This window comes from Ruegeria sp. ANG-S4 (assembly GCF_000814005.1).
In the GTDB taxonomy this organism is placed as follows: domain Bacteria; phylum Pseudomonadota; class Alphaproteobacteria; order Rhodobacterales; family Rhodobacteraceae; genus Ruegeria.
Map to the genome: position 1 here is coordinate 261,909 of NZ_JWLK01000004.1, position 25,166 is coordinate 287,074.

Annotated in this window: 25 protein-coding genes; 15 read left to right on the forward strand and 10 right to left on the reverse strand. The window is 57.8% G+C overall.

Going from position 1 to position 25,166, the window contains the following annotated elements:
* Nucleotide 1: 1 nt before the first annotated feature.
* A complete protein-coding gene (locus RA28_RS12075) occupies nt 2-1,051 on the reverse strand; it encodes an ABC transporter ATP-binding protein (RefSeq protein ID WP_039528858.1) in 1,050 nt (349 codons plus the stop codon).
* An 83-nt stretch (nt 1,052-1,134) separates the two neighbouring features.
* Entirely contained in the window at nt 1,135-2,874 is a 1,740-nt protein-coding gene (locus RA28_RS12080) for an ABC transporter substrate-binding protein (protein ID WP_039528860.1), read from the reverse strand.
* A gap of 318 nt (nt 2,875-3,192) precedes the next feature.
* Between RA28_RS12080 and RA28_RS12085 the strand changes: the two genes are divergently transcribed.
* A complete protein-coding gene (locus tag RA28_RS12085; RefSeq protein ID WP_052261451.1) occupies nt 3,193-3,531 on the forward strand; it encodes a hypothetical protein in 339 nt (112 codons plus the stop codon).
* On the opposite strand, the gene RA28_RS12090 is transcribed toward RA28_RS12085, so the two are convergent.
* A complete protein-coding gene (locus RA28_RS12090) occupies nt 3,528-4,586 on the reverse strand; it encodes a transporter substrate-binding domain-containing protein (protein WP_082029815.1) in 1,059 nt (352 codons plus the stop codon). The genes RA28_RS12085 and RA28_RS12090 overlap by 4 nt on opposite strands.
* Nucleotides 4,587-4,795: 209 nt before the next feature.
* Here RA28_RS12090 and dapE point away from each other — a divergent pair, with 209 nt between their 5' ends.
* The 3 genes from dapE to rnr are packed head-to-tail and all read left to right on the forward strand — an operon-like array spanning nt 4,796 to nt 8,820.
* Entirely contained in the window at nt 4,796-5,935 is a 1,140-nt protein-coding gene (gene dapE / locus RA28_RS12095; RefSeq protein ID WP_039528863.1) for a succinyl-diaminopimelate desuccinylase, read from the forward strand.
* Nucleotides 5,936-5,938: 3 nt separating this feature from the next.
* Nucleotides 5,939-6,514 (forward strand): TIGR04282 family arsenosugar biosynthesis glycosyltransferase, encoded by a 576-nt coding sequence (locus RA28_RS12100; RefSeq protein WP_039528867.1) that lies wholly within the window; start codon nt 5,939-5,941, stop codon nt 6,512-6,514.
* Nucleotides 6,515-6,561: 47 nt separating this feature from the next.
* Nucleotides 6,562-8,820: a ribonuclease R gene (gene rnr, locus RA28_RS12105; protein ID WP_039528871.1), complete on the forward strand. Its 2,259-nt coding sequence runs from the start codon at nt 6,562-6,564 to the stop codon at nt 8,818-8,820.
* On the opposite strand, the gene RA28_RS12110 is transcribed toward rnr, so the two are convergent.
* Together RA28_RS12110 and RA28_RS12115 are read right to left on the reverse strand one after the other, a co-directional pair.
* Nucleotides 8,811-9,197, reverse strand: a complete 387-nt coding sequence (locus RA28_RS12110) for a DUF1801 domain-containing protein (RefSeq protein WP_039528873.1) — start codon at nt 9,195-9,197, stop codon at nt 8,811-8,813. The genes rnr and RA28_RS12110 overlap by 10 nt on opposite strands.
* On the reverse strand, nt 9,194-9,892 hold the full coding sequence (locus RA28_RS12115) for a glutathione S-transferase family protein (RefSeq protein ID WP_039528875.1): 699 nt from the start codon (nt 9,890-9,892) through the stop codon (nt 9,194-9,196). The genes RA28_RS12110 and RA28_RS12115 overlap by 4 nt, the downstream gene beginning before the upstream one ends.
* A gap of 82 nt (nt 9,893-9,974) precedes the next feature.
* Here RA28_RS12115 and RA28_RS12120 point away from each other — a divergent pair, with 82 nt between their 5' ends.
* The 3 genes from RA28_RS12120 (at nt 9,975) to RA28_RS12130 (ending at nt 12,485) form a co-directional block, all read left to right on the forward strand.
* Nucleotides 9,975-10,688, forward strand: coding sequence for a helix-turn-helix transcriptional regulator (locus RA28_RS12120; RefSeq protein WP_039528879.1), 714 nt, complete (start codon nt 9,975-9,977; stop codon nt 10,686-10,688).
* Nucleotides 10,689-10,751: 63 nt separating this feature from the next.
* On the forward strand, nt 10,752-12,068 hold the full coding sequence (locus tag RA28_RS12125; protein ID WP_039528881.1) for a lytic murein transglycosylase: 1,317 nt from the start codon (nt 10,752-10,754) through the stop codon (nt 12,066-12,068).
* A 153-nt stretch (nt 12,069-12,221) separates the two neighbouring features.
* The gene (locus RA28_RS12130) at nt 12,222-12,485 is read left to right on the forward strand and encodes a hypothetical protein (protein WP_039528885.1); all 264 of its coding nucleotides are present in this window, start codon (nt 12,222-12,224) and stop codon (nt 12,483-12,485) included.
* Nucleotides 12,486-12,581: 96 nt separating this feature from the next.
* Here the strand turns inward: RA28_RS12130 and RA28_RS12135 are convergent, their stop codons facing one another.
* A complete protein-coding gene (locus RA28_RS12135; protein ID WP_039528888.1) occupies nt 12,582-13,979 on the reverse strand; it encodes an aspartate aminotransferase family protein in 1,398 nt (465 codons plus the stop codon).
* 76 nt (nt 13,980-14,055) lie between these two features.
* Complete coding sequence (locus RA28_RS12140) at nt 14,056-14,739, reverse strand: GntR family transcriptional regulator (protein ID WP_039528891.1); 684 nt, start codon at nt 14,737-14,739, stop codon at nt 14,056-14,058.
* Between the two features lie 140 nt (nt 14,740-14,879).
* On the opposite strand from RA28_RS12140, the gene RA28_RS12145 reads away from it, so the two are divergent.
* From RA28_RS12145 to RA28_RS12165, 5 genes are all read left to right on the forward strand, one after another.
* Nucleotides 14,880-15,965, forward strand: coding sequence for a polyamine ABC transporter substrate-binding protein (locus RA28_RS12145; RefSeq protein WP_039529429.1), 1,086 nt, complete (start codon nt 14,880-14,882; stop codon nt 15,963-15,965).
* Between the two features lie 72 nt (nt 15,966-16,037).
* Nucleotides 16,038-17,165 (forward strand): ABC transporter ATP-binding protein, encoded by a 1,128-nt coding sequence (locus tag RA28_RS12150; RefSeq protein ID WP_039528896.1) that lies wholly within the window; start codon nt 16,038-16,040, stop codon nt 17,163-17,165.
* On the forward strand, nt 17,165-18,055 hold the full coding sequence (locus RA28_RS12155) for an ABC transporter permease subunit (protein ID WP_039529431.1): 891 nt from the start codon (nt 17,165-17,167) through the stop codon (nt 18,053-18,055). Before RA28_RS12150 ends, RA28_RS12155 begins: the two co-directional genes overlap by 1 nt.
* Nucleotides 18,052-18,870: an ABC transporter permease gene (locus RA28_RS12160; protein ID WP_039528899.1), complete on the forward strand. Its 819-nt coding sequence runs from the start codon at nt 18,052-18,054 to the stop codon at nt 18,868-18,870. Before RA28_RS12155 ends, RA28_RS12160 begins: the two co-directional genes overlap by 4 nt.
* Nucleotides 18,867-20,168 (forward strand): NAD(P)/FAD-dependent oxidoreductase, encoded by a 1,302-nt coding sequence (locus RA28_RS12165; RefSeq protein WP_039528902.1) that lies wholly within the window; start codon nt 18,867-18,869, stop codon nt 20,166-20,168. The genes RA28_RS12160 and RA28_RS12165 overlap by 4 nt, the downstream gene beginning before the upstream one ends.
* A gap of 4 nt (nt 20,169-20,172) precedes the next feature.
* On the opposite strand, the gene RA28_RS12170 is transcribed toward RA28_RS12165, so the two are convergent.
* The 3 genes from RA28_RS12170 to RA28_RS12180 form a co-directional block, all read right to left on the reverse strand.
* Complete coding sequence (locus RA28_RS12170; protein WP_241481125.1) at nt 20,173-20,958, reverse strand: phosphotransferase; 786 nt, start codon at nt 20,956-20,958, stop codon at nt 20,173-20,175.
* 136 nt (nt 20,959-21,094) lie between these two features.
* Nucleotides 21,095-21,745: a flagellar hook capping FlgD N-terminal domain-containing protein gene (locus tag RA28_RS12175; RefSeq protein WP_039528905.1), complete on the reverse strand. Its 651-nt coding sequence runs from the start codon at nt 21,743-21,745 to the stop codon at nt 21,095-21,097.
* Between the two features lie 3 nt (nt 21,746-21,748).
* A complete protein-coding gene (locus RA28_RS12180; RefSeq protein WP_039528908.1) occupies nt 21,749-22,939 on the reverse strand; it encodes a flagellar hook-length control protein FliK in 1,191 nt (396 codons plus the stop codon).
* A gap of 112 nt (nt 22,940-23,051) precedes the next feature.
* On the opposite strand from RA28_RS12180, the gene RA28_RS12185 reads away from it, so the two are divergent.
* The 3 genes from RA28_RS12185 (at nt 23,052) to RA28_RS12195 (ending at nt 25,122) form a co-directional block, all read left to right on the forward strand.
* Nucleotides 23,052-23,327 (forward strand): rod-binding protein, encoded by a 276-nt coding sequence (locus RA28_RS12185; RefSeq protein WP_039528910.1) that lies wholly within the window; start codon nt 23,052-23,054, stop codon nt 23,325-23,327.
* Nucleotides 23,317-23,664, forward strand: coding sequence for a flagellar biosynthesis protein FlgN (locus tag RA28_RS12190; protein ID WP_039528913.1), 348 nt, complete (start codon nt 23,317-23,319; stop codon nt 23,662-23,664). The genes RA28_RS12185 and RA28_RS12190 overlap by 11 nt, the downstream gene beginning before the upstream one ends.
* Before the next feature lie 210 nt (nt 23,665-23,874).
* Nucleotides 23,875-25,122: a flagellin gene (locus RA28_RS12195; protein ID WP_039529437.1), complete on the forward strand. Its 1,248-nt coding sequence runs from the start codon at nt 23,875-23,877 to the stop codon at nt 25,120-25,122.
* Nucleotides 25,123-25,166 lie beyond the last annotated feature (44 nt).

The window sequence follows — 25,166 nt, forward strand, 5'->3', positions numbered from 1 at the left end:
GTCAGGCCACCCTTTTGCCGTCTTGGCCGAAATACCGGCAATGGGCCGGGTTCATGTAGAAACTGTGGTCTTCGCCCACTTGATAAGGGTGAACGCCTGCAGCCAAAGACACCCAGTCGTCGGATCCATGCCGGAAATGAGCACTGGAATCCGAGCCCGAAAGCTCAGTCACGATCACACGCCCGGTCAGTTCCACATCCGCGTCCGAGGTCCGATACGGCGTCACGCGATGCGGGCGGACCGCGACCATGTACTCTCCGTCCGGCATGTCGGTCACAGTCCAGCCGCCGCCACCGGCCAACTGAGCCTGAGTGTTGGACACTGTAATGCCGGCAACGTTGATGGGCGGATCGGAAAACACGCGTGCCGCCGCGATGTTTTCGGGGTTGCGGTAAATGTCGGCGGTGGGTCCGAACTGTGTCACACGCCCGTCTTCCATCAACGCAGTATAGCCGCCCAGAAGCAGGGCTTCTTCAGGCTCAGATGTTGCGTAGACGACAACCGCACCGCGTCCTGCAAAGAGGTCGGGCAGCTGCTCGCGCAGTTCTTCGCGCAATTTGTAGTCGAGGTTGGCGAGTGGCTCATCCAGAAATACGGCGCGGCTCTCTTTCGCGATGGCGCGCGCCAGGGCCGTACGCTGTTGCTGCCCACCCGACAGCTCGTGCGGACGGCGCTTTAGCATCGGGCGCAATTGCAGCAGGTCGGCGGCTTCTTCAACGCGGCCTTCGACCTCGGATTGCGCCATGCCCGCGACGCGCAGCGGCGAGGCGATGTTGTCGAATACGGTCATATGCGGGTAGTTCACAAAGAACTGATGCACGAGGCTGATCTGCCGTTTCTGGGTGTTCAGGCGGGTCACATCCTGACCGTCCATCAGGACCTTGCCCGACGCGATCGGGTCCAGCCCGGCCATCATCTTGATCAGAGACGTTTTGCCCGAACCCGTCGCACCAAGCAGCACATTGAAGTGGCCTGTCTGCAACGTCAGGTTGGTGGGCTTTATATGGATGACGTTGCCGACCCGTTTGGTCGCGTCTTGAAGTTCGATCATGTCCGTGGGTTCCGGTCCTTCAGTGCATTGCACTGGTCTTAGGGCTGGGGATGCCGCAATCGGCATCCCCGGTTTTCAATGGCTCACTGAGACTGCCAGCGCTGAACCAGTTCGTCATAGTTGACGGTCTGGCCTTGCGGCTTTTCGTTCTCAAGCTTGGCCTTGGGCGAACCCGCTTTTTCAAGCCAGAACGCATCGTCCTGCGGTTCGTTCAGACGCGGACCGCAACCGCCATAGACACCGGCGCTTTCATCCGCGGCCTGCATGCGGGCCATGGTGATGTCCATCTCTTCAGCCAGACGGTCCATCGCCTCTTGCGGAGTAAACGCTCCCGAGTTCACGTCACCGATCTGCTGCCACCAGATCTGGGCGAGCTTGGGATAGTCCGGCACGTTGATGCCGGTCGGCGACCATGCCACACGATCAGGCGAGCGGTAGAACTCGACCAGACCACCCAGCTTGGGCGCGCGCTCGGTGAACGACTCATGATTGACCGAGCTGTCGCGAATGAAGGTCAGACCCACCTGGGACTTCTTCACGTCAACCGTCTTGGACGTCACGAACTGTGCGTAAAGCCAAGCCGCCTGAGCACGATCCGAGGGCGTCGACTTCAGGAAGGTCCAGGAACCCACGTCCTGATAGCCAACCTTCTGACCTTCTTCCCAATAGGGGCCGTGCGGGCTGGGCGCCATCCGCCACAGCGGCGTGCCCTCGTCATCCACGGTGTTGTTGCCTTCGGACTTGGGCTTGACCATGTCAGCGGTAAAGGCGGTGTACCAGAAGATCTGCTGGGCCACGTTGCCCTGGCTGAGTGCAGGCAGCGACTGATAGAAGTCGTAAGACGCCGCACCCGGAGGCGCATAGTTCCGCAGCCATTCGTCCCATTTGCGGATCGCATAGACCGCAGCCGGGCCATTCGCAGCACCACCGCGCGAGACGGACGCACCCACAGGGTTACAGGTGCCCGCTTCCATGCGGATGCCCCATTCGTCAACGGGAACGCCGTTCGGCTCACCCACGTCACCAGCACCAGCCATCGAGAGCCACGCGTCAGTCATACGCCACCCTAGGTCAGGCGCGCGCTTGCCGTAATCCATGTGGCCATAGATCGCGACGCCATCGACTTCTTTCACATCATTGGTGAAGAACTCGGCGATGTCCTCATAGGCCGACCAGTTGACCGGCACACCCAGATCATAGCCGTATTTTTCCTTGAACGCGGCCTTGTTGTCCTCGTCATCGAACCAGTCCTTGCGGAACCAGTAGAGGTTCGCGAATTGCTGATCCGGCAACTGGTAAAGTTTGCCGTCCGGCCCGGTCGTGAACTGAATGCCCATGAAGTCATCCAGGTCCAGCGTCGGCGAGGTCGTCGCAGCCCAATCACCTTCCATCATGTCGGTCAAAGGATAGGCGAGTTGCAGGCGCGAGTGGGTTCCGATCAGGTCGCTGTCGTTGACGTAGCCATCATAGAGATTCCGGCCTGTCTGCATCTGGGTCTGAACGGCCTGAACCACCTCGCCCTCACCAAGAATCTGATGGTTGACCTTGATGCCGGTGATTTCCTCGAACGCCTTGGCGAGAACCTCGGATTCATAGGAATGCGTTGGAATGCCTTCGGACAGGACGTTGATTTCCATACCGGAATAAGGTTCAGCAGCTTTGATGAACCACTGCATTTCTGCCATCTGTTCGTCTTTCGACAGGGTCGATGGCTGGAATTCGTCGTCGATCCAACGTTGTGCTGCGGCTTCGTCGGCCCAAGCAGGACCGTGCCCCGCAATGACGGCAGCCGCCGCCACTGCGGAAAGTAGATGTCTCCGCATCTGTCTCCTCCCAAAGATTATGGTTATCCGGCACGCACCGGATGGCCGTCAGCATCAGCGATTTAGAGGTGACGTGTCAAACTAAATTTTTAGTAAATGTTAAAAGTGCATAAATAACAAAGTTATAACACTATTTTCGGTGTTACAGACTGCAAGTTCAGGCAAGCCCAATCCCGGCAATCACTGCCAAAGAAACCCGCTGGTTCCGTTCGCGCGGCCGCCGCTGGTGGCCTGCCTGCAGGCCAATACACCAAGCAGGAGTCGACCCAAAGGGACGCCAACTTGACCATTGCGGCACGGGTCGCTAAGGCCGCCTTCATGGAAAAGCAAAAAAAACCCTCACGGCAGCAGGTCTATACCCTGTTGGTCCAAATCGGTCGCAAGGACGGTGATGGCCTGCCTGAAGGGGCGACCGGGGCTGCGCTGATGTGTTTTGCCAGCGGCGTGGATGAGGCCGAAGCCGTGCGCGAAACAGTCGCCATCCTGAAACAGGCGGACACAGCACCCCTTGATGTCACGGGTTATGGCACACTGGCCGAGCGCGAGGCGCAAGGGCACGAAATTGACGCGGACGAAAGGGCACTGATGCAAAGGGCGTTGGACGAAAACGCCGTCATCGTCGCGCAGATGACCCCGTTTTATGGCGATGAAGACTAGTTGCGCGACCCGAACCAGTCCCGGTAAATCTGGTCATAGGTTCCATCTTCGCGCAGGGCCAAAAGCGCCTGATTGACGTCTTCAACCAGCGGAGACCCGGTGGGGAAGGCTATGCCGTAGTTTTCTCGCAGGAAAACACCACCGGTCATAGTCGCAATGCGCCTGCCCTCATGCGTGGCATAGTAGGACAGAATTGGCGCGTCGAACACTATCGCGTTCAGCGTATCGTCCTCAAATGCGGTCAGCATTTCCTGCAGGCCGGGGTAGCCGGTGAACTCGATTTCGCGGCGATTGAGGAAATTGGCTGCGGTCGATCCAGTGATCGTTCCAACCTCTTTTCCGTAAAGATCGTTGACCGAATTTACGCTTCCTGTGATTGCGTCCACGGTCATGACCGATGTGATCCGGGCGGTAAAGACCGAAACGATGAACAGTGAGGAAACCACCAGCACCACGCCCAATAGACGACCAAACGGAGTGCGCGGCATCCGTTCCTCGAACCCGCCATTGACCACAAGGTTCAACGCCCACCAAAACGAAGGAAACCAGGCCTCGTTCAGCTTGCGGTCGAAATAGGGCTGTGCGCGGCGTTCGAAACCCCACATCAGCATACCGCCGCCAAGCAGAATGGCAAAGGCCAGCCCGATTGCAATGAACAGCTCGCGCGACAGCAGTGCCTGCAAAAGCGACGGTCTGCGCGCGGCATCCGATGGGATCATGATTTGCAGACCGGCCTCGAAAATAGGCTGGCTGAAATCCATCATCGTTTCGCGGGACGCAGTGATCGAAATATTCGCAATCGCCAGATCTGCGTCGCCCTGTTGAACCGCGTCCAACATATCGCCAAAGCTATCAACACGATTGATCTCATAGTCCCAGTCCAGAGATTCGGCCAATGCGGCCAGAAGATCCATGGAAAAACCGGTCTGTGCTCCGTCCTCGACATAGGAAAACGGAGGGCGGGTGACCGTGGTCACCGTCAGCGTCTGCGCCTGACTTTGCTGGGCAAGAACCGAGAAGGTCAGGCAGATCAAGGCGAAGAATATACGCATCATCGTCACAACACCTGTTTGGCGGCGCTGTAACGCAATTCTGAGGCGCGCGGCAAGGCGTACACGAGGTCAACCGCGCCGATTTTGTTTGTGTATCAAGAGGAAACTTCAAGCACATGCCGGTAAATTTTGCTCAGCTGGGGTTGGCAATTCGGTCAATTCATTGAATCTGTGCGCGAACCCTGGTCTGAACCCGAAAAACGAGGCGCGACATGACTGATCCGATCCAACTGACAGCCGACCTGATCCGTTGCCCTTCGGTCACACCTGAAGAGGGTGGGGCGCTTGTACTTTTGGAGAGTGTCCTGTCCGGCGCAGGATTTGACTGCACCCGTGTCGATCGGGGTGGGATCAGCAATCTGTTTGCACGGTGGGGGGATAAGGGCCACCCACGCAGTTTTGGGTTCAATGGTCACACGGACGTCGTACCAGTTGGGGACGAAGCTGCCTGGACCATGCCGCCTTTTGGTGCCGAGGTAAAAGACGGCGTGATGTATGGGCGCGGTACAACGGACATGAAATCCGGTGTCGCGGCCTTTGCTGCTGCGGCTATGGAATTCGTACAGGATACCCCGCCCGACGGGGCGGTGATCCTTGCGATCACAGGGGATGAAGAGGCGGATGCCCTGCATGGCACTACGGCCTTGCTGGATTACATGGAGAGCGCGTCCGAGAACATGTCGGTCTGCCTTGTAGGAGAGCCGACTTGTCCAAACGAAATGGGTGAGATGATGAAGATCGGTCGTCGTGGGTCGATGACCGCGTGGTTCACAGTGACCGGAGTGCAGGGCCATTCGGCCTATCCTCACCGTGCCAAGAACCCTTTGCCTGCCATTGCCCGGTTGATGGATCGGCTGGCCAGTCATGAACTTGATACCGGCTCCGACCATTTCGACGCGTCGACACTTGCCGTCGTTAGCATCGACACCGGAAACACCGCGACCAATGTGATCCCGGCACAATGCAGCGGAGCCGTGAACATCCGGTTCAACGATTTGCATTCCGGCGAAAGCCTGAGCGCGTGGTTAAAGGCCGAAGCCCGCACCGTTGCAGAAGCTTTCGACGTTGAGGTCGATGTGAAGATCAAAATCTCGGGCGAAAGCTTTCTGACACCGCCGGGTCCACTGTCCGATCTGGTGGCACAAGCAGTCGAGGCGGAAACCGGCGTCCAGCCGGACCTCTCGACCACCGGAGGGACTTCGGATGCGCGGTTCATCAAGAACCATTGTCCCGTGGTCGAATTCGGCCTTGTCGGGCGTACCATGCATCAGGTCGATGAATGCGTACCGGTGGCGCAGATCGTGCAGCTTAAGGCGATCTATACCCGAATCCTGCAGGATTACTTTGCCTGAACCATGCAGCGCACTCTTGTGATCATGGTGAAAGAACCACGTCCGGGGCGGGTAAAGACACGGCTCGGGCGCGACATCGGGATGGTTGGTGCGGCGTGGTGGTTCCGGCATCAGACCCGAAATCTGATCCGGCGTCTGCGTGATCCGCGCTGGCAGATCGTGCTGGCCGTCTCGCCGGACCGGGCGGGTATGCTAAGCCGCGTCTGGCCAGCCGACCTGCCCCGGGCCGCGCAGAGAGGGGGCGATCTGGGTGATCGAATGGGCCGGATGCTGCGTTGTATGCCCAAAGGGCCTGTTTGCCTGATCGGAGCGGATATCCCCGGCATCGAGCGGGCCCATGTTGGGCAGGCATTCCGCGCGCTCGGGTCAGAACAATTGGTATTCGGACCGGCCCCGGACGGTGGCTATTGGCTGGTCGGTGCGCAGCGTTTCTGCGCTGTGCCGCTTGGCCTGTTTCACGACGTTCGCTGGTCTACCGAGCATGCTCTGGCAGATACGCTGTCATCGGTCCCTGATTGCCGCGTGGCACTGCTGAGCTGCCTGCGTGACGTCGACACGGTTGCCGATCTAAAACCCTGAGACATTTTGGTCATGACGCGGTCGTATCCCCGTGATACGCCGAAGATATGACTCGCATCCCCACCAAGCAGGAGGTCCTGGACTGGATCTCGGCGAACCCCAATCTGACCTCAAAACGCGATATCGCCAAAGCCTTTGGGATCAAGGGCGCGGATCGGATTGATCTGAAGCGAATCCTCAAAGAGCTTGAGGCCGAAGGGCATCTGGAAAAGCGCAAGCGCAGCTATCGCGACCCGGATCGTCTGCCACCGGTCAGCGTGCTGCAGGTCAAAGCGCCGAATTCGGATGGAGACCTGTTTGCACGACCGCTGGAATGGCACGGCGAAGGCGTGGAACCCATCGTTCTGATCATCGCCCGCGCCAGCGACCCGGCGCTGGGTGAGGGTGATCGGATTTTGGCCCGGCTGACCGTGGTGCACGAGGAAGACCACAATTACGAGGCGCGTCTGATCCGCCGCATCGGAACCAACCCGCGCAAGATCGTCGGCATCTTTCGCAAAGGGGCCGAGGGCGGGCGTATCTTGCCCATCGACAAGGCTGGTCAGTCCGAATGGCTGGTTGCGGACGGGGCGGTTCTTGGGGCCAAGGATGGTGAACTGGTCGAGGCCGAACAAGCCGGACCAAAAAACCGCATGGGCCTGCCCCGCGCGCGCATTGTCGAGCGGTTGGGCGACCCGTCAGCGCCCAAGGCTGTCTCGCTTATCGCCATCCATCAGCACGGCATCCCAGACGATTTTCCCGACAAGGTGATCGCCGAGGCAGACAAGGCCAAACCGGTTGGCCTGAAAGGGCGCGAAGACCTGCGGGACATGCCGCTGATCACTGTCGACCCGTCGGACGCGCGGGATCATGACGACGCCTGCTATGCCCATGCCGATGACGATCCCAAAAACCCCGGCGGTCATGTCATATGGGTCGCGATCGCCGATGTCGCGGCTTATGTGCAGCCCGGCACTGCTCTGGATCGAGAGGCGCGCAAGCGTGGAAACTCCAGCTATTTCCCCGACCGCGTGGTGCCGATGCTGCCGGATCGGCTGTCCGGGGATCTGTGCTCGTTGCACGAAGGCGTTCCGCGCGCTTGTATCGCGGTCCGTATGCAGATCGACGCGGACGGCAACACGATCGGGCATCGCTTTGTGCGCGGCCTGATGCGCTCGGCTGCGTCGTTGCACTATGCCGAGGTGCAAGAGGCCATCGATGGCAACCCAAATGATCGCACCGGGCCTTTGTTGGAGCCGGTGCTGAAACCCCTCTACGCCGCTTATGGGGCGCTGAAAAAGGCACGTTCGGTGCGACAGCCGCTGGAACTGGACCTGCCGGAACGCAAGATCGTGCTTAGCGAGGCGGGCAAGGTCGAAAGCGTGGCCTTCCGCGATCGGCTGGACGCCCACAAGCTGATCGAAGAGTTCATGATCCTCGCCAATGTCGCCGCTGCGGAAACGCTGATCGCGAAGCGGCGTCCGCTGCTGTTCCGCGTCCACGAAGAACCGGCACCCGAAAAGCTGGAAAGCCTGCGGGAAACCGCGCAGGCCGCAGGTTTGAATTTGGCTAAGGGGCAGGTGCTGCAAACCCGCCACCTGAACGCGCTGCTGAATGCGGCTGCCGGGACAGAGGATGCGGAACTGATCAACCTGACGACCCTGCGGTCTATGGCACAGGCCTATTACAACCCCGAGAACTTCGGCCATTTCGGATTGGCACTGCGCAACTATGCACACTTTACGTCACCCATTCGCCGTTATGCCGACCTGATCGTGCATCGTGCGCTAATCTCGGCCCATGGATGGGGCAAGGATGGGCTGACCGAGGATGAAATCATGCGGTTGGACGAAACCGCGACGCATATCTCGGACACCGAGCGCCGCTCGATGATGGCTGAACGCGATACGACTGACCGCTACCTTGCCGCTTACCTGAGTGAACGCGTGGGCAATGAGTTTACCGGGCGTGTCAGCGGGATCGCGCGGTTCGGGGCCTTTGTGAAAATGGACGAAACAGGCGCGGATGGGCTGGTGCCGATCCGCTCGCTGGGGCGCGAGTTTTTCCATTTTGATCGTGAGGCCGGGACATTGATGGGGTCGGAGACCGGCCTGACCATCGCCATCGGTCAACGCGTGACCGTACGACTGACCGAAGCGACACCGGTGACGGGCGGATTGGAGCTGGAGCTTTTGTCCATCGACGATCAGGCCCTGCCGCGCGGGCGCGGACCGACCAAACGGGGCGCCCGGCGCAAAGCTGTCAGCACCAAGCGCAAGAAGGACAAGATCAAGCGCAAGGTCGAACGCAAACGCCGTCAGAGGTGATAGGTCAGAGCCCGCGCAATCAGCCAGCCGTGCCGGGTTGCGTCGATCTGTGCAGGGTCGTCAAACAGAATGGCGCGAGTGCCATCAATCCTGTCTTCACCCGGAAAGGCCGAGGTAAAATCACCCATTAATCGGCTTTGGCAGTGCACGAACAGGGCAAAGGTCGCGGATTTATGCCCGCCCAACCGGATCGTCGATCCCTTGGGCGCAAGATAAGCGGGCTGACCCCAGCGCAATTCTTCGCTGAGCGGTTGCGCGCGGGGCAAAGAACCAGCGGTGTCAAAGATCAACTCTCGCAACAGCATTGCCCCAGGGCGTGCCGGTTTCGGCAATGCATCAAATGCTGCAGCAACTTTGGGATCGTCGAAGGGCGTCATAACAGCGGGATCGCTTTTTCCATTCGGTCAACATAGCTGTTGAGCAGCGTATCTTGTTTGATCCGTTTGGTCAGGGGGGTGTCTGCCGGCGTTGCGCGCATGGCTGCAAGCATTGGACCCACGCTCATGTCAGCCGATGTGGGATGCTCGGCCAGCAGAAAAGGTGATTGCCACAGATAGGCCGAAATCGCTTCGAGGTCGCGTTCCAGCCGGTCTTCTCGCTCCGCCTGCGAAAATCGGGCTATGCCCTGAAACGACAGTCCTTTGACGACGGATTTGCGGATCGAGTTCGCAATGGGATTGCGGAGCAGCGACGGGATTTCGACGAAGAACGTTCGGCGCAGCACGGGCCAGACCTCGTAATTTGCCCAACGGTCCTGAACGACGTGAAAATACAGGTGCTCTTCGGCCAGTCGGATAAGCGCTCGGGCTTGGGCCTTTTGAATGTCGGTCAGGCCTTGGTCAAAGTCAGCCCCCTGCGATTCCAGCCACTCGCGAATCTGGTCGCTGTCTGGCAAAAGCCTTTCTGGAGTGCGCAGAACCGGCAGTTTCTGATGCGGCATCTTGCGCGGGTCAAGCATGTCGGAACGCTGCCAACGCTGCCCGGATTTTTGCAGCATATACGCAGTTTTCACGCAAAACGGGCTGGCACTGAACACGCCAAACGCCGCGGGGTAGGTAAGAAGGGTCAGCATTGGTACCTCCGTGACAGAACGTCGTCAGGGATACCGTCCGCTGATGACAGAAGCCGTCATTAGCATTAGGTTAGTCTGCGCTATGTCCCGCACCGCCCGTCTGTTTCAACTGATGCAAGCCCTCCGCTCTGGCCCGTCGCCGAAGACGTCCAACCAATTGGCCCAGGATTTGGGTGTTTCGGCCCGGACAGTGCATCGCGACATTGACACCCTGCGCGGGCTTGGGGCCGTTATTGATGGCGAGGCCGGGTTTGGGTTCACCTTGATCGAAGACGCGACCTTGCCGCCGTTGGGGTTCACCGACGACGAATTGGAAGCATTGGTTCTGGGCCTGCGAGAGGTGCAACTGATCGGTGATCCGGCACTGTCTGATGCCGCCGCCGCAGCGCTGCGCAAGCTGCAGGGGCGGTTGCCGCGAAGACAATCCCATCGGTTGAGCCACGCGGTCTTGACCGCCACGCGTTTTGACAGGCCAGCACTGCCCAGTATCGAAGTTTCAGATTTGCGTCAGGCCACATGGGACGAACGCGCCGTCGAATTCGCCTATACTGACGTCAAGGGCGACGATACCCGTCGACGCGTGAACCCTTTGAGCATCGTCTATATGGACCGGTCGAATGTGTTGCTCAGTTGGTGCCATCTGCGTCAGGATTTCCGGGTTTTCCGATTGGACCGGATGCGCGACATGTCCGTCACGGATGAAAGCTTTCGGCCCAACCGGGTCCCATTGTTACGTGCTGCATTGGATCGGATTCGTGCAGACCGTGCAGCGAAAGAACAAGCAAACGAGGCCTGAGCGTTTTGAGAAAACCTGATTTTACGCTATCCTGTCGCCGAGCAGTAATCAGGAAAAACCGGAATGCGGAAATGCGTAAGCGGCGTAATGACCGTTGCATTATGGGCATCCATTGTGCAGGCGGACGAACCAGAAAACTCAAAATGGCGAAAATCCAAACAGTTAGATGCCCGGGTCTATCTGGCCTCGGCCGATGTTGCGGTTTCCATCCGACCGGCCCTTCGGCCTGCGGACGAGGTCTGGCGCGTGTCGGCTGAAGGGAATGCAAGGTTTCAGGCATGGCTTGGCGCATTTCGGCAGCGGGCGCTGGATCATGGAATTTCTTCTTTGACGTTGGACCGCGCCTTGTCGGGTCTGACCTATGATAAGGACGTCATCAAACGGGACAGAAATCAGGCGGAATTTTCCAAACCGATTTGGGAGTATTTGGATTCCGCGGTTTCACAACGGCGTCTTTCAGACGGTCGCAATGCGTTGCAACGGCATCAGCGGACGCTGGAACGGATCGAGGCCAGATACGGTGTCGAAAAGGAAGTTGTGACGGCGATTTGGGGTCTCGAGACCTCGTTTGGTGGGTTCAGAGGCAACAATCGAACGGTTCAAGCCTTGGCGACCCTGGCTTTCGATGCGCGGCGGGCGCAGTTTTTCGAGACGCAGTTGATCGCTGCGCTGGAAATCGTTCAGGCGGGTGACGTTCGACCGAATGACATGGTCGGCAGTTGGGCCGGTGCGATGGGGCATACACAATTCATGCCGACGTCATTCCTTGAGCACGCTGTCGACTTTGATGGTGATGGCCAGCGGAACATCTGGTCGGATGACCCGACCGACGCGCTGGCGTCTGCCGCGTCGTACCTTGCAAAACACGGCTGGTCCAAAGGGCAACCCTGGGGCGTTGAGGTGCGTCTGCCCGACGATTTCGATTATGCATCGGCCAAGCGTGATCATACCTTGATGCCCTCGGATTGGGCTGCGTTGGGCGTCGTCGCACTGGATGGCCGACCGGTGCCAGATCATGGCCGTGCGGCTATTTTGCTGCCTGCTGGCGGTCAGGGCGTGGCGTTGATGATTTTCGACAATTTCAGAGTTATCGAAGCCTATAACGGGGCCGACGCCTATGTGATTGGCATCGGGCATCTTTCCGACCGTCTGGCCGGTCGTGCGCCGTTTCAAGCGGATTGGCCACGCGGCGATCGGGTTCTGAGCTTCTCCGAAAAGAAAGAGCTTCAAACCCGCCTCACGGAGGCTGGATTTGACACCCAGGGCATCGACGGTCGAACGGGACCCAACACAATAAACGCAGTGCGCGCGTATCAACTGGCGCAAGGATTGTTGCCCGACGGGTACGCAAGTCTGAAGCTGCTGGAACGATTGCGCTGAGACGTCGGGCGGGACCGGGCCAGCTTCTATTGGTTTAGCGCCGAAACCAAAAAACACTTGGTTGTAGTCGCCAATTTCTTGTGACGACCTGCCATCGCTATTGTGCGTTGGCCTGCTGCTCCCACCTGTGGCTCAGATTCACGAGGCCACGCGATGATTGATGACGAACCACAGCCAGCACAATACTATGACAAGCACGATATCTGGACTTTTGATCCGACATCCGCGGACAAAGACGTCTATGAGGCCTTTGCGGCCGACGTTGTAAAGCTTGTGCAATTGCTGGACGAGAACGAGCCGCTTATGTCGCGGGACTTCTACGCGCGGCTTTTTGCTTCACTACTGGATTTGTCCCGAGTGATGGGAGAGTACGAAAACGGCTGGAGCCAAGGCTCCCTGTCTCCCGGTGAAATGTAGCCTGCGCCAGTTCTGTTTTGGGGCAGAGCCTTGAAACACTGTGAAGCAAACAAAAAAAGGCGGCTATAGACAGCCGCCTTTGTTCTGCCCTGTTCTCTAGGACGCAGCTTTCATTAGCCCCTGGGCGATGATGTCGTCCTGCGCTTCGTCCAGCGACTTGTGAATGCGGACAAACATTTCGTCGATATCCGCTGGTGTCAGGATCAACGGCGGTGAGATGATCATGCGATCCCCGACGTGACGCATAATCAGGTTATTGGCAAAACAACGGTCCCGGCACACATACCCGACCGTACCCGGCTCCGATGCGAATTTGGCGCGGCTGGCCTTGTCCGGGGTCAGGGCAATTGAAGCCATCATGCCCACGATTTTTGCCTCACCGACCAGAGGGTGATCGACCAAAGCCTCCCATTTCTTTTTCAAATAGGGGGCTGCCACGTCGCGGACGTGATCGACGATCCTTTCTTCTTCCAGAATACGCAGGTTTTCCAACGCCACCGCCGCAGCAACCGGATGTCCTGAATAGGTGTAGCCGTGGTTGAATTCGGTGCGCCCGATAACCTCGGCGATCTCGTCGTTTACAATCGATCCGCCGATCGGCGCGTAACCGGAACTGAGCCCCTTGGCGATGGTCATGATCTGCGGTTTGATGCCCACGGTTTGCGACCCGAACCAATTGCCGGTTCGACCAAAGCCGCAGATCACCTCATCCGCGATCAGAAGAATATTGTACTTGTCGCAAATCCGTTGAATCTCGGGCCAGTAGGTATCGGGTGCGACAATCACGCCGCCAGCGCCCTGAACCGGTTCTGCAATAAACGCGGCCACACGGTCTTCACCCAACTCCTGAATCGCATCTTCCAATTCACGGGCACGGGCCAATCCGAATTCCTCGGGTGTCATGAACCCGCCTTCGGCCCACCAGTTCGGCTGGTTGATATGGTGGATGTCCGGAATTGGTATGCCACCTTGAGCATGCATCCCGGCCATCCCGCCCAAAGAGGCCGAACCAACAGAAGACCCATGATAAGCGTTTTTGCGACTGATGATGATGTTCTTGTTGGGATGACCTTTTTCGGCCCAGTACGTGCGCACTAGACGAATGTTGGTATCGTTCGCCTCGGACCCGCCAGCAGCGAAAAAGACATTGTTCAGATCGCCGGGCGCCAGTTCTGCCAGCTTTGCAGCCAGCGCGATGGCGGGTACATGGGTCGTTTTGAAGAAGGTGTTGTAATAGGGCAGTTCGCGCATCTGGCGCGCGGCAGCCTCGGCCAGTTCGTCGCGGCCATACCCGATATTGACGCACCAAAGACCTGCCATCGCGTCGAGTATTTTTTCGCCCTCGCTGTCGGTCAGGTAAACGCCTTTTGCGCGGGTAATGACACGCGCGCCTTCTTGTCCCAACGATCCGTTTGCGGAAAACGGGTGCATGTGATGTGCCGCATCCAGCGCCTGCAATTCGGCTGTCGGCATATGATTGGTGATGGCAGACATCAGAGACCCTCCTGCAAAAAGCGGTTGGTGGCTAGAATATGATCAAATTATTTGCTGTCAATTGAGTCGCGATACCCTAGGGCTGAGACAACGAACCGGTGATCAGCTCCATGCCCTGTTCAATGTCTTGTACAGTCGCCAAAGCTGCCGCTTCGGCGTCCTTCGCACGCAAGGCTGAAATGATATCCTTGTGGCGGTCCGGCAGGTTTTGCGTTCCGAATCGCCCGCAAACGACCCGCAGTGATGGTCCGAATCGCAGCCACAACCGTTCGGCGAGATCAAACAGGATCGGAGCCTCGGCATGAGCGTACAGCGTTTCATGAAAGGCGTGATTCAGCCGCAGGTAACCGCCGACATCTCCGTCCGCAATCGTGCGGTCGAGCATCTGGTCAATCTTTTCGATCTGATCAATTTCCTTTGGCGACAGGTTGGCAGCGGCGCGTCTGGAAAGTTCTGATTCTACTGACTTTCTTGCAAATATGACCTGTTCGACATCGGCGTCGGAAAGCAATGGAACACTGACCCGGCGGTTGCCCTGAAACACCAGCGCGCCATCGGAAATAAGCCGGCGGATCGCCTCGCGCACAGGGGTCATGCCAGCCTCAAGTGATCCTGTCAGACCCTGTATCGTGACAGCCTGACCCGGCACGAGGTCTCCGAACAGGATTTGCGCCTTCAGCGTTTGATAAACCTGCGCATGCGCCGGGCGCTTGTCAGTCTCTGTCAGAGATGTCGTCGCCTTATTTTTGATCAAATCCAAACAGTTCGCCCCGGTTTCGGTGGTCCTCGCTTGTCAGGTGCCGGACCTCATGAAACCATAGCCGGGATCGGCGAGAAACGCAAAACTTGATCAAATCCAAAAAACGGGGAAAATACCCGCATGCTGACAGGGAGAAAAAAATGAAACTGAAAATGCTGACGATGACAGCGGTCGTCGCACTGGGGGCTTCGGCGGCGTTCGCCGAAGAGGTGCGCGTCTATAACTGGTCTGACTACATCGACGAAGATCTGCTGAAAAAGTTTGAAGAAGAAACCGGACTGACGTTGATCTACGACGTGTTCGACAGCAACGAGGTGCTGGAGACTAAGATGCTGGCCGGCGGGTCGGGCTATGACGTGGTCGTACCGACCGGAACATTCTTGCAGCGACAGATTCAGGCAGGTGCCTTTCAGGAGTTGGATAAGGCCAAGTTGGCAAACTCGGGAAACCTCTGGGACGTCATTCAGGATCGCACGTCGGGCTATGACCCGAACAATGCCTATTCGATCAACTACATGTGGGGAACAACGGGGCTGGGCGTAAACGTAGCCAAAGTCAAAGAAGTTCTCGGGGATGATGTGGCGCTGAACAGCATGGATCTGGTGCTAAAGCCGGAAAACATGGAAAAGCTTTCGTCCTGTGGCGTTCATTTCCTGGACGCACCGACCGAGATCATTCCCATGACGTTGCAATACATCGGCGAAGATCCGGACAGCCACGACAAAGATGTCATCGCGAAGACCGAAGAAATTCTGACCGCTGTGCGCCCGCACATCCAAAAATTCCACAGCTCGGAATACATCAACGCGCTGGCAAATGGGGACATCTGTGTCGCGGTCGGTTGGTCCGGGGACATTCTGCAAGCGCGTGATCGGGCCGCTGAGGCCGACAACGGTGTCGAGATTGAGTACCACCCATTTGCCGAAGGCTCGTTGATGTGGTTCGACCAGATGGCGATACCAGTTGACGCGCCGAACCCGGAAGGTGCGCACAAGTTTCTGGATTTCATTCTGGACGCCAACAACATGGCCGCCGCGTCGAACTACGTCTACTACGCCAATGGCAACAAAGCCTCGCAAGAGTTTCTGGAAGAGGACGTAATTGGCGATCCGGCAATTTATCCGGATGAAACGACCATGCAGAACCTCTATATCACGACGCCGTACCCGGCGAAAACTCAGCGCGTTGTGACCCGTCTTTGGACCAAGATCAAATCAGGCACCTGATCTGAACGACTTGCGCAAGGCGGACCGTCCGCCTTGCGTCACTTCAATCCAGACCGACATACGGGGGCTGATTTGAACTCGACTGTTTTTGCGCCGTGGGAAGATCCGCAGGCGAAACCTCTGATCCAGTTCCGGAATGTTACCAAACGGTTTGGAGATTTCACTGCCATCGACAACTTGTCTCTGGACATTTTCGAACGTGAATTTTTTGCCCTTCTTGGCCCATCGGGCTGTGGCAAGACGACGATGATGCGAATGCTGGCGGGGTTTGAAACGCCAACCGAGGGACACATCATGTTGGGCGGTCAGGACATCGACCCGATCCCACCCAACAAACGGGCGGTGAACATGATGTTTCAGTCATACGCCCTGTTTCCGCATCTCAGCATTTGGGAAAACATCGCTTTCGGGCTGCGCAGGGACAACATGCCCAAACCCGAACTTGACGCGCGGGTCGAAGAGATGCTGCGACTGACCCGGCTTGAGCAGTTCGCCCGCCGTAAACCTCATCAGATCTCCGGTGGTCAGCGGCAACGGGTGGCCCTTGCCCGATCGCTCGCCAAGGCGCCAAAGCTGTTGTTGCTGGACGAACCGCTGGGTGCACTGGACAAGAAACTGCGACAAGACACGCAGTTTGAACTGATGGATATTCAGGAAAAGACCGGCACCACTTTTGTGATCGTGACTCATGACCAGGAAGAAGCCATGACCGTCGCCAGCCGGGTCGCGGTGATGGATCAGGGAAAGTTGATGCAGGTGGCAACGCCCGACCGTATCTACGAGAACCCGGCCTCGGTCTACGTCGCCGACTTTATCGGAGATGTGAACATCATAAAGGGCCGCGCCTCGGCACAGGGGGACGAAACCTACCGGATTGACTGGGCCGAAGGGCAGGCGCCGATCACGGCGACCTCGCTGGCGGGGTTCGAAAATGGCCAGACATGCCATTTGGCGATAAGGCCTGAAAAGGTGACGATTTCGGCGGAACGGCCGGTTGATGCGGTTAATGCGATACAGGGCAAAGTGCACGACATCGCCTACCTGGGGAACCTTTCCACCTATCACGTCCAATTGCCTGACGGCACGATCATAAAGGCACAATCGGCCAACACCCGGCGAATCTCGCGCCGATCTTTCACATGGGAAGACCCGGTCTGGTTGTCATGGACAGCCACGGCTGCGGTTCTGCTGGCAAGCTGATGCGTCGCGCCCTGCTGATCGCCGTTCCGTATGTCTGGCTACTGGCGCTGTTTCTGGTGCCGTTCTTCATCGTTCTCAAAATCTCGCTCTCGGACACGGAACTGGCCATTCCACCCTATACGCCGACGCTGGACCTGTCGCAGGGCTGGGCCGGGATCAAGGGCTTCTTCAGCCAGCTGGATTTCGAAAACTATGTCTGGTTGACCGAGGATGACCTCTATTGGAAAGCCTACCTGTCCAGCGTCAAAATCGCTTTGATCTCGACCTTCCTGACCCTGATTGTGGGTTATCCCATCGCCTATGGCATGGCGCGCGCGCCGGAAGAATGGCGCCCGACCTTGATGATGCTGGTCATTTTGCCGTTCTGGACTTCGTTTCTGATCCGAGTCTATGCGTGGATGGGAATTCTCTCGAACGAAGGTTACCTGAACCAAATTCTGCTTTGGACGGGCATAATCTCGACACCGTTGACGATCCTGAACACGCAATCGGCGGTCTATATCGGAATCGTCTACACCTATCTTCCATTCATGATCCTGCCCGTTTACTCCGCGCTCGAGCGGATGGACGGATCCCTGATCGAAGCGGCCGAGGATCTTGGATGCTCGCGCTTTCAGGCGTTCTGGCTGGTGACAGTGCCGCTGTCCAAACCCGGCATCATAGCGGGCTGTTTCCTCGTGATGATTCCGGTCATCGGCGAGTTTGTCATCCCGTCACTGCTGGGCGGGTCCGGTACGCTTATGATTGGCAAAGTGTTGTGGGAAGAGTTCTTCTCGAACCGCGACTGGCCGGTCGCAAGTGCCGTGGCCGTTGTCTTGCTACTGATACTTGTGATTCCGATCGTGCTGTTCCAGCGCAATCAGCAGAAACAGACGGAGGCTGACCAATGAACAGGCTCAGCTGGTTCAACGCGGTTTCGCTGACACTGGGATTTGCGTTCCTTTACATCCCGATGATCATTCTGATCATCTTCAGCTTCAACGAAAGCAAGCTGGTCACGGTTTGGGCCGGGTTTTCAACAAAGTGGTACGGTGAGCTGGTGCAGAACCAGGCGTTCCTTGACGCGGCATGGGTGACGGTGCGGGTTGCCGTCTTTTCATCGACGCTGGCAACGATTCTGGGCACGGCGGCGGCTTACGTATTGGTGCGCGGTGGCCGGTTCTTTGGCCGCACCCTGTTTTCCGGGATGATTTACGCGCCGCTGGTCATGCCCGAAGTCATCACGGGCCTTTCGCTGTTGCTGCTCTTTATCGGAATCGGCCTGGACCGGGGTATCCTGACGATCGTTCTGGCGCATACCACCTTTTCCATGTGTTTCGTTTCGGTCGTCGTGTCATCGCGGCTGGTGACTTTTGATCGTTCACTGGAAGAGGCCGCGCTGGATCTTGGATGCTCACCTGCCCAGGCCTTTCGCCTTGTAACACTGCCAATCATCGCGCCTGCCGTGATCTCGGGATGGCTGCTGGCCTTTACCTTGTCGTTGGACGATCTGGTGATTGCGTCTTTCACCTCGGGTCCGTCCTCGACCACGTTGCCGATCAAGATTTTCTCGGCCGTGCGGCTGGGTGTCAGTCCCGAGATCAACGCTTTGTCGACGTTGATGATTGCCGTTGTAACGGTCGGTGTGATCACCGCCTCTTTGGTGACCAAGCGCGCGATGATGCGGCAACGTCAGGATGAATTGGCTGCTGTCCGCGCGGAATGAGGCGAATTTTTCCCGACTACACCTATGGTCCGGACCCCCGCACCAACTGTTGGTGGGACGAGACCATCGCGGCACCCGATTGGCCGGTGCAAAGCGGTCAACAGGATGTCGACGTTGCGATCCTTGGCGGTGGGTTTACTGGCCTTTCTGCGGCGCTGAACCTGGCAGAGAATGGAGCGCAGGTTGCTGTGCTTGAGGCGGAAGCCCCCGGATGGGGGGCTTCGGGCAGAAATGGCGGTTTTTGTTGTGTGGGCGGGTCTAAACTGGACCATATAACGCTTGTTCGACGGTATGGCGAAGACGCAGCGGATGCCTACGCACGGGCGGAGGTCGAGGCCGTTGGCTTGGTATCAGATCTGCTGGCCCGATATCAGATTGACGCAGATACGCATTCACAGGGCGAAACGGTTCTGGCACATTCGCCGCGCGCTATGAAAAAACTGCGTGAAAACGCGGATGAAAACGGGGCGCTGCATGAGGTTGGTGACCTCCCGGCGCTGGGTTTGAATGGTAAGTTCTTTGGCGGATACACGACGCCTGTTGGCTTTGGGCTGAATCCCAGAAAACTGTTGTTTGGCCTTGCCGCCGCGGCGCGGGCTTCAGGTGCCCACGTATTCGGGCGCAGCGCCGTCACGCAGGTTCGGCGTCTCTCAAACCGGTTCGAACTGCAGACGCGCAATGGTTTGGTTCATGCGAAACAAGTTCTGATCTGCACAAACGGCTACTCTAGCGAGGACCTGCCGCCGTGGCTCGCAACCCGCTACATGCCCGCGCAGTCCACGGTTTTGGTAACGCGCCCATTGCAACAGACGGAATTGCGGGCGCAAGGCTGGACATCGGATCAGATGTGCTATGACACGCGCAATCTGCTGCATTATTTTCGCCTGATGCCCGACAAACGGTTTCTGTTCGGTATGCGCGGAGGGTTGCGGTCCTCTCCCACGGCAGAGGCCCGCATTCGTCGCACGGTTCAGCGAAACTTCCGGCGCATGTTCCCGGCATGGTCACAGGTCGAAGTGACCCATTGCTGGTCGGGCCTTGTCTGTCTTGCCCGAAATCTGGTGCCCTTCGCGGGTCCGATACCGGATCAGCCCGGTCTGTTCGCGGGTTTCGCTTATCACGGCAATGGTATTGCCATGGGTACTTATTGTGGTCGGGCGCTTGCCCGTCTCGCTATGGGGCAACCGTCTGATGTGCCCATTCCCATTTCTACCACCCCGGGGCGCATTCCATTGGGCCGGTGGCGCAGGCTGCTTATGCCGCCCGCCTATGCCCTGTTGGCAATGGCTGACTTTTGACCTGCTACAGCGTGGCCAGTTCCAGTTCCACTCCGGCGGCGTAATCCGGCGCACCGTTTTCGGATCGCCACAAGCAATATGCTGCCATGCGCCACGCGTACCAAGGCTGCAAAGCCAGATAACGATTTGTAATTTCGGTATCTTCGTATGCCGTTAAAAAGCGCTGGATCTCGGATTGTGACAAGGGCGAGCCGCGATAGATGTGTTGCATGGCGGGTGACAGGAACAACGCCAGATCCTCGCAAGGGTCGCCAAAACTTGGGCACTGCCAGTCGATCAGCGTCAACCCCGTAGTATCCACCAGTATGTTTCCCGGTACCGGATCACCGTGGACAAGGCTTAACTTTTTGGTCGGGTCCACATGAATGTCGGGTTTCCGCGCATTCAAGAATTCGGCGAAATCTGAATGACAATCGTCCAAAATGCTTTGCCCGTTTCTTGCCAGATCATCGCTGCCGTTGCATCCATTTGGGGCGTCGACGTTGACGGACAGGCCGTGCAGTTTACGCAGCAATTTGGCAACGCTGTCCGCCTGTGATCGCCACGGGGCACCGGGTGCATGGTCATATAACACCCAATGTGCGTTTTCGAACGAGCCCGAGGCTCTGAGTTTGGGCGCGAAGCCTGCCTCATTGAGTGCGCGCAAACACGCAGCCTCAAGCGTCGCGTCATTGCGAAACAGCGGGTTTTTGAAGGCTGTGTCATATAGCTTCAATACCGAGCTGCACGTCTCGTCCAGGACTTTCCAGACCTGATTTGTGCGTCCCCCGTACAAGGTTTCGAAACGCACGCTCGGCTGGGTATGGCCCAGAACTCTCAGGTGACTTACGAGTTCGGGAGGTGGGAGTATCGGGTCGGTCAGAGCGGCACCAGAACTTGCAGGCGAATCGAAGGTTGCTAAGACTTGGACCGCCCTGCTGTTCAGATCAAGCGCCCTTGCGAACCTGTCGGACCGAGTCGGCTGAAACAATTGCACCGCTGTCCAGCGTCAACGTGACCAAATCGTCACGAATCTGCGCCTCGACCACACGGCTGAACGCAGCGGCTGGAATACTGGCCAGCAACTGACGACCATTGTGGCTTTCAACGGTCGCAGAGTAGGTACCGTGCGGCAGCAATTCACCAGTGTTGCCCACGCCGTCCCATTCGAACTCGGTTTGGTCGATCGGGATTGGAATTCTGGCAACCTCTGCTTCGTTTGCGTCCCGAATGACCAGCGTTGCGCGGTCGGCGGTGGCAGCAACAAGGGTTTCGATGTCGACGGGCTCACCGTCATATCGAAAATCTGCTGCTGCCCGGACCTCTGTACCGATCCAGCTGGACAACTGGTTAAGGCCGATTGTATTCGTCAGCTCTGCCAGCAGGCTGTTGGTTTGAACCTGTTGCTCAACCATCGAAAACTGTGCCAGTTGTGACGCGTATTCCGACGAGTCCAAAGGTTCCAGCGGGTCCTGATTTTTGGCCTGTGTGGTCAGCATCAACAGGAAGGTCTCAAAATCGGACGCCAGGGCCGAGGCGCCTTGCCTGCTGCCAGAGCCCGCCGAGCCAGCGGTCGCGGAATTGACACTATCAATCATCGATCACAGCCTCAGATCAAGGCCAGCACCAGACGCGGTCGGGTAAGGTGGCGGTGCCGGATCGGAAGGGTCTTCTGTCTCGCTCAAATCATATGTCTTTTCGCTGGACGATTTGTCTGCGTCATGCTGGTTTTCTCCGGTCAGGCCGAGGTCAAAGGACATTTCGCCATACCCCGCCTTCTCAAACTCGGCTGCCAGCACAGAGATGTGCCGCCGCATGAGATCCAATGTCTCGGGGCGCTCTGCTGTAATCAAAAGGTGAAGGCCATCGTCTCGCCCGCCCATCAAGATGGAAACGCGCCCCAACTCTTCGGGGTTGAGTGCGATTTCAAGTCCGCCTTGGCTGGGTCGGGCGGTTATGGAAGCCGCCAATTGACCGGCTACAGCGCGGGCGACTTCGGTGCGAAATGGTGCGGCGTTTGACGTGGTTGCACTGTCGCGCGTCGTGGCGACAGGAGCAACGTCTGCCGCCTCCGCATCTGCGGGAACTTCGAAATCGGTGAAGATGGGGCTGCTTTTGTCTCTTGTTTCGGCGGCGGACGCGGCCGCTTGGGTCGCAACTGCGTGTGCCACAACGGTTTGTCGTCGCGTTTCGGGTGCCGCCGATGTTTCCGTTGATTGTGGTGATGCGTTTGGCGCGGGAATACGCGCCTCGCCATCGCGGTCTATTGGTCCTGCGATCCTGGGCGCATCATAGGTGGCGGAGATGGAGGTCTGTTGCCGCGGCTCCGGGACGCGTGCATTTGTTAAGTGTTGTAATCCCGTGCTCGGTTCGCTGCTGGTTTTGCCCGAATGCTGATGGGTGGCTGGCAAATTGGCCTGGCCCCGATCATCCAACGGCTCGCCTGATGGTGCGCCTTTCGCGGAAAAAAAATTGGCCAAGGATGACTGTATTTCGGGGTTGTTCCGGGGTGTGTCCTGATTTGCGGGGCTTTCCAAAGATGGCGTAGCAATGTCGGCAGTTTCAGGCGGCGCCGAGGCTTCCGGTTCAGCAGGTTCTTCAAGGTCCTCTGCGTCCAGAATCGGTTCCTTGGTGACAGGCTCTTGCTGATCTGAACCCACGTCTGGTTCGAGCCCATTCAGAATGCTCAGAAAGGACGATTCGGCCGTTTTCTGATCGGTGTCCATGCTGTTGGCTCCGGGTGCGGTCCCTGTCTGCGATGCCAATGATGCGTTTGTCAGAGGATTGGGCATTTCTTACTCCGGGACCGTTTGTTCACCAGAACCCTGCCCGCAGGAAGTTACGTTTTTTTTAACTGCTTTCCGTTTTGATCAAGAAAGTTAGAAGCAAATTTCAGAGAACCCGATGAAGATTACACCGACGATTCCGGTGGCGCAGAAATCAGAGATTCCGCCCCATTTGAAATCTGCTGCAGTCGAGTTGGAAGCCACCTTTCTTGCTCAGATGCTTAAATCCGCAGGGCTTGGAAAGACAAGCCAGTCCTTTGGCGGGGGCGCGGGCGAAGATCAGTTCAGCTCTTTCCTGGTGCAGCATCAGGCCCGCCAACTGGCGCAATCCGGCGGCATTGGACTGTCTGAGATTCTGATAACGGCAATGATGGAGAAGTCAGATGTCAAATGAGCTGATTACGGCATTGGAAGAAGTGTTGGATCTGGAGCGTGCGGCGCTGGTCGAAGGCGATCTGAACCGGCTGAAAACCATGACTCCGGAAAAGGAGAAACTGATCGGGGCAATCAATGAATTGCAGGTGCTGAACAGCGCGGATTTGATCGCCCTGCAAAAGAAGCTTGAGCGCAATCAGTCACTGCTCAACAGCGCTGCTGAAGGAATCCGTTCGGTGGCCAACCGTATGTCCGAACTTCGGAAAGTGCGGCAGGAATTCAGCACATATGATGCGGACGGCCAGCGCAGCGGTTACCCGATGCGGGGCAAAGCCAAACTGGAAAAACGCGCTTAACGCACGGTTTGATTCAAATCTGAGGTTTTCCGGCGTCGTGTCTTAGCACTCCGTTAGGGGATAAGCGGCCAACGTGGCCTCGCACCTGACAAAGCAGGTGGCGCGCAGGCCGAAGGGCAAGACGCACAGGTCAGAACGACAGAATGCCTGCCTGCTTGGTGGGAAACACATGGGTGCCAAATGCGCCCGCACAAAAGAAGGATGACAATTATGTCCAGCATTCTGACGAACAACGGCGCGATGGTTGCGCTGCAGACGCTCAAGTCAGTCAACAAGAACCTGGCGATGACCCAGAACGCGATTTCAACCGGTAAGGAAGTTGCCTCGGCCAAGGATAACTCGGCTGTCTGGGCAATCTCCAAAGTCATGGAATCGGATGTTAAGGGTTTCAACGCGATCAAGGACAGTCTGGCGCTGGGGGAATCGACCGTTGCCGTGGCTCGCAATGCTTCGGAAACCGTGACTGACCTGCTGAACCAGATGAAGGAAAAGATCGTTGCGGCGCAGGAGGACAACGTTGATCGTGATAAGATCAACGATGACGTAACAGCGCTGCGTGATCAGATTCAGGCGGTTGTTGGCGCGGCTCAGTTCAACGGTCTGAACTTGGTGAACGGGGGTGCAGGGGCCAATATCCTGTCCTCTCTGGATCGGGATGGTACGGGTGCGGTTACCGCGTCTTCAATTTCGGTGGCCAGTCAGGACTTGTCCATTGGGGGGTACACCGCCAAGGCTGTGCTCGCCGGTTCGGATGGCGCAACCACCGACAACGATGTTGCCGGTTTCACAATGGACCGGGCCGGGGGCGCCGGCGACATCGTGATCGACAGCTCGACAACCAACTTTGAAGTCGGTGACCGGGTTTCGATCAGGGTCGGCGATCAAGAGGTGGCTTACACCATCCAGGACAGCGATCTTGATCCGTCCGGAACGTACGATGCGAACTACACGGATGCTCTGGTTGCCGTAGGCCTCAAGAATCAGGTCGACGCACTTGGGATTACCGGCCTTGCCGTCGATTACGACTCTGCTGGTGCGCCGAACACCCTGTCTTTCGCCACCGGCGCGGCCGCGGCCGGCGCTGATGCGGATCAGGATATTTCGATATCCGCCCAATTCACGAATGCTGGTGCGGGGGGGCTTGGCGCGTTGAGCTCGATCGATGTCTCAACGGATGCCGGTGCAGCGGCTGCGCTGGGGACCATCGAAACGCTGATCGACACCTCAATCGATGCAGCGGCAGCCTTCGGTTCGGCTCAGGGGCGCATTGAAACTCAGAAAGAGTTTATTTCGAACCTGACGGACTCGTTCCGATCCGGTATCGGTTCTTTGGTTGACGCCGATATGGAAGAAACCTCTGCCCGCTTGCAGGCGCTTCAGGTTCAGCAACAGCTGGCAACACAGTCGCTGTCGATCGCGAACCAGGCACCGCAGTCCATCCTGTCCTTGTTCCGCTGATCGCAGAACCAGATCGGGGCGCGTTTACCGCGCCCCGTGACTGA

What these genes read in the sequence shown, in the direction of transcription:
- RA28_RS12160 (WP_039528899.1), top strand. Translation starts at nt 18,052, where the DNA reads ATGAACAGGCTCAGCTGGTTCAACGCGGTTTCGCTGACACTGGGATTT.
- RA28_RS12155 (WP_039529431.1), top strand. Translation starts at nt 17,165, where the DNA reads ATGCGTCGCGCCCTGCTGATCGCCGTTCCGTATGTCTGGCTACTGGCG.
- RA28_RS12145 (WP_039529429.1), top strand. Translation starts at nt 14,880, where the DNA reads ATGAAACTGAAAATGCTGACGATGACAGCGGTCGTCGCACTGGGGGCT.
- RA28_RS12100 (WP_039528867.1), top strand. Translation starts at nt 5,939, where the DNA reads ATGCAGCGCACTCTTGTGATCATGGTGAAAGAACCACGTCCGGGGCGG.
- RA28_RS12165 (WP_039528902.1), top strand. Translation starts at nt 18,867, where the DNA reads ATGAGGCGAATTTTTCCCGACTACACCTATGGTCCGGACCCCCGCACC.
- RA28_RS12135 (WP_039528888.1), bottom strand. Translation starts at nt 13,979, where the DNA reads ATGTCTGCCATCACCAATCATATGCCGACAGCCGAATTGCAGGCGCTG.
- RA28_RS12110 (WP_039528873.1), bottom strand. Translation starts at nt 9,197, where the DNA reads ATGACGCCCTTCGACGATCCCAAAGTTGCTGCAGCATTTGATGCATTG.
- RA28_RS12130 (WP_039528885.1), top strand. Translation starts at nt 12,222, where the DNA reads ATGATTGATGACGAACCACAGCCAGCACAATACTATGACAAGCACGAT.
- RA28_RS12175 (WP_039528905.1), bottom strand. Translation starts at nt 21,745, where the DNA reads ATGATTGATAGTGTCAATTCCGCGACCGCTGGCTCGGCGGGCTCTGGC.
- dapE (WP_039528863.1), top strand. Translation starts at nt 4,796, where the DNA reads ATGACTGATCCGATCCAACTGACAGCCGACCTGATCCGTTGCCCTTCG.
- RA28_RS12180 (WP_039528908.1), bottom strand. Translation starts at nt 22,939, where the DNA reads ATGCCCAATCCTCTGACAAACGCATCATTGGCATCGCAGACAGGGACC.
- RA28_RS12075 (WP_039528858.1), bottom strand. Translation starts at nt 1,051, where the DNA reads ATGATCGAACTTCAAGACGCGACCAAACGGGTCGGCAACGTCATCCAT.
- RA28_RS12120 (WP_039528879.1), top strand. Translation starts at nt 9,975, where the DNA reads ATGTCCCGCACCGCCCGTCTGTTTCAACTGATGCAAGCCCTCCGCTCT.
- RA28_RS12195 (WP_039529437.1), top strand. Translation starts at nt 23,875, where the DNA reads ATGTCCAGCATTCTGACGAACAACGGCGCGATGGTTGCGCTGCAGACG.
- RA28_RS12115 (WP_039528875.1), bottom strand. Translation starts at nt 9,892, where the DNA reads ATGCTGACCCTTCTTACCTACCCCGCGGCGTTTGGCGTGTTCAGTGCC.
- RA28_RS12190 (WP_039528913.1), top strand. Translation starts at nt 23,317, where the DNA reads ATGTCAAATGAGCTGATTACGGCATTGGAAGAAGTGTTGGATCTGGAG.
- RA28_RS12090 (WP_082029815.1), bottom strand. Translation starts at nt 4,586, where the DNA reads ATGATGCGTATATTCTTCGCCTTGATCTGCCTGACCTTCTCGGTTCTT.
- RA28_RS12080 (WP_039528860.1), bottom strand. Translation starts at nt 2,874, where the DNA reads ATGCGGAGACATCTACTTTCCGCAGTGGCGGCGGCTGCCGTCATTGCG.
- RA28_RS12085 (WP_052261451.1), top strand. Translation starts at nt 3,193, where the DNA reads ATGGAAAAGCAAAAAAAACCCTCACGGCAGCAGGTCTATACCCTGTTG.
- RA28_RS12125 (WP_039528881.1), top strand. Translation starts at nt 10,752, where the DNA reads ATGCGGAAATGCGTAAGCGGCGTAATGACCGTTGCATTATGGGCATCC.
- RA28_RS12185 (WP_039528910.1), top strand. Translation starts at nt 23,052, where the DNA reads ATGAAGATTACACCGACGATTCCGGTGGCGCAGAAATCAGAGATTCCG.
- rnr (WP_039528871.1), top strand. Translation starts at nt 6,562, where the DNA reads ATGACTCGCATCCCCACCAAGCAGGAGGTCCTGGACTGGATCTCGGCG.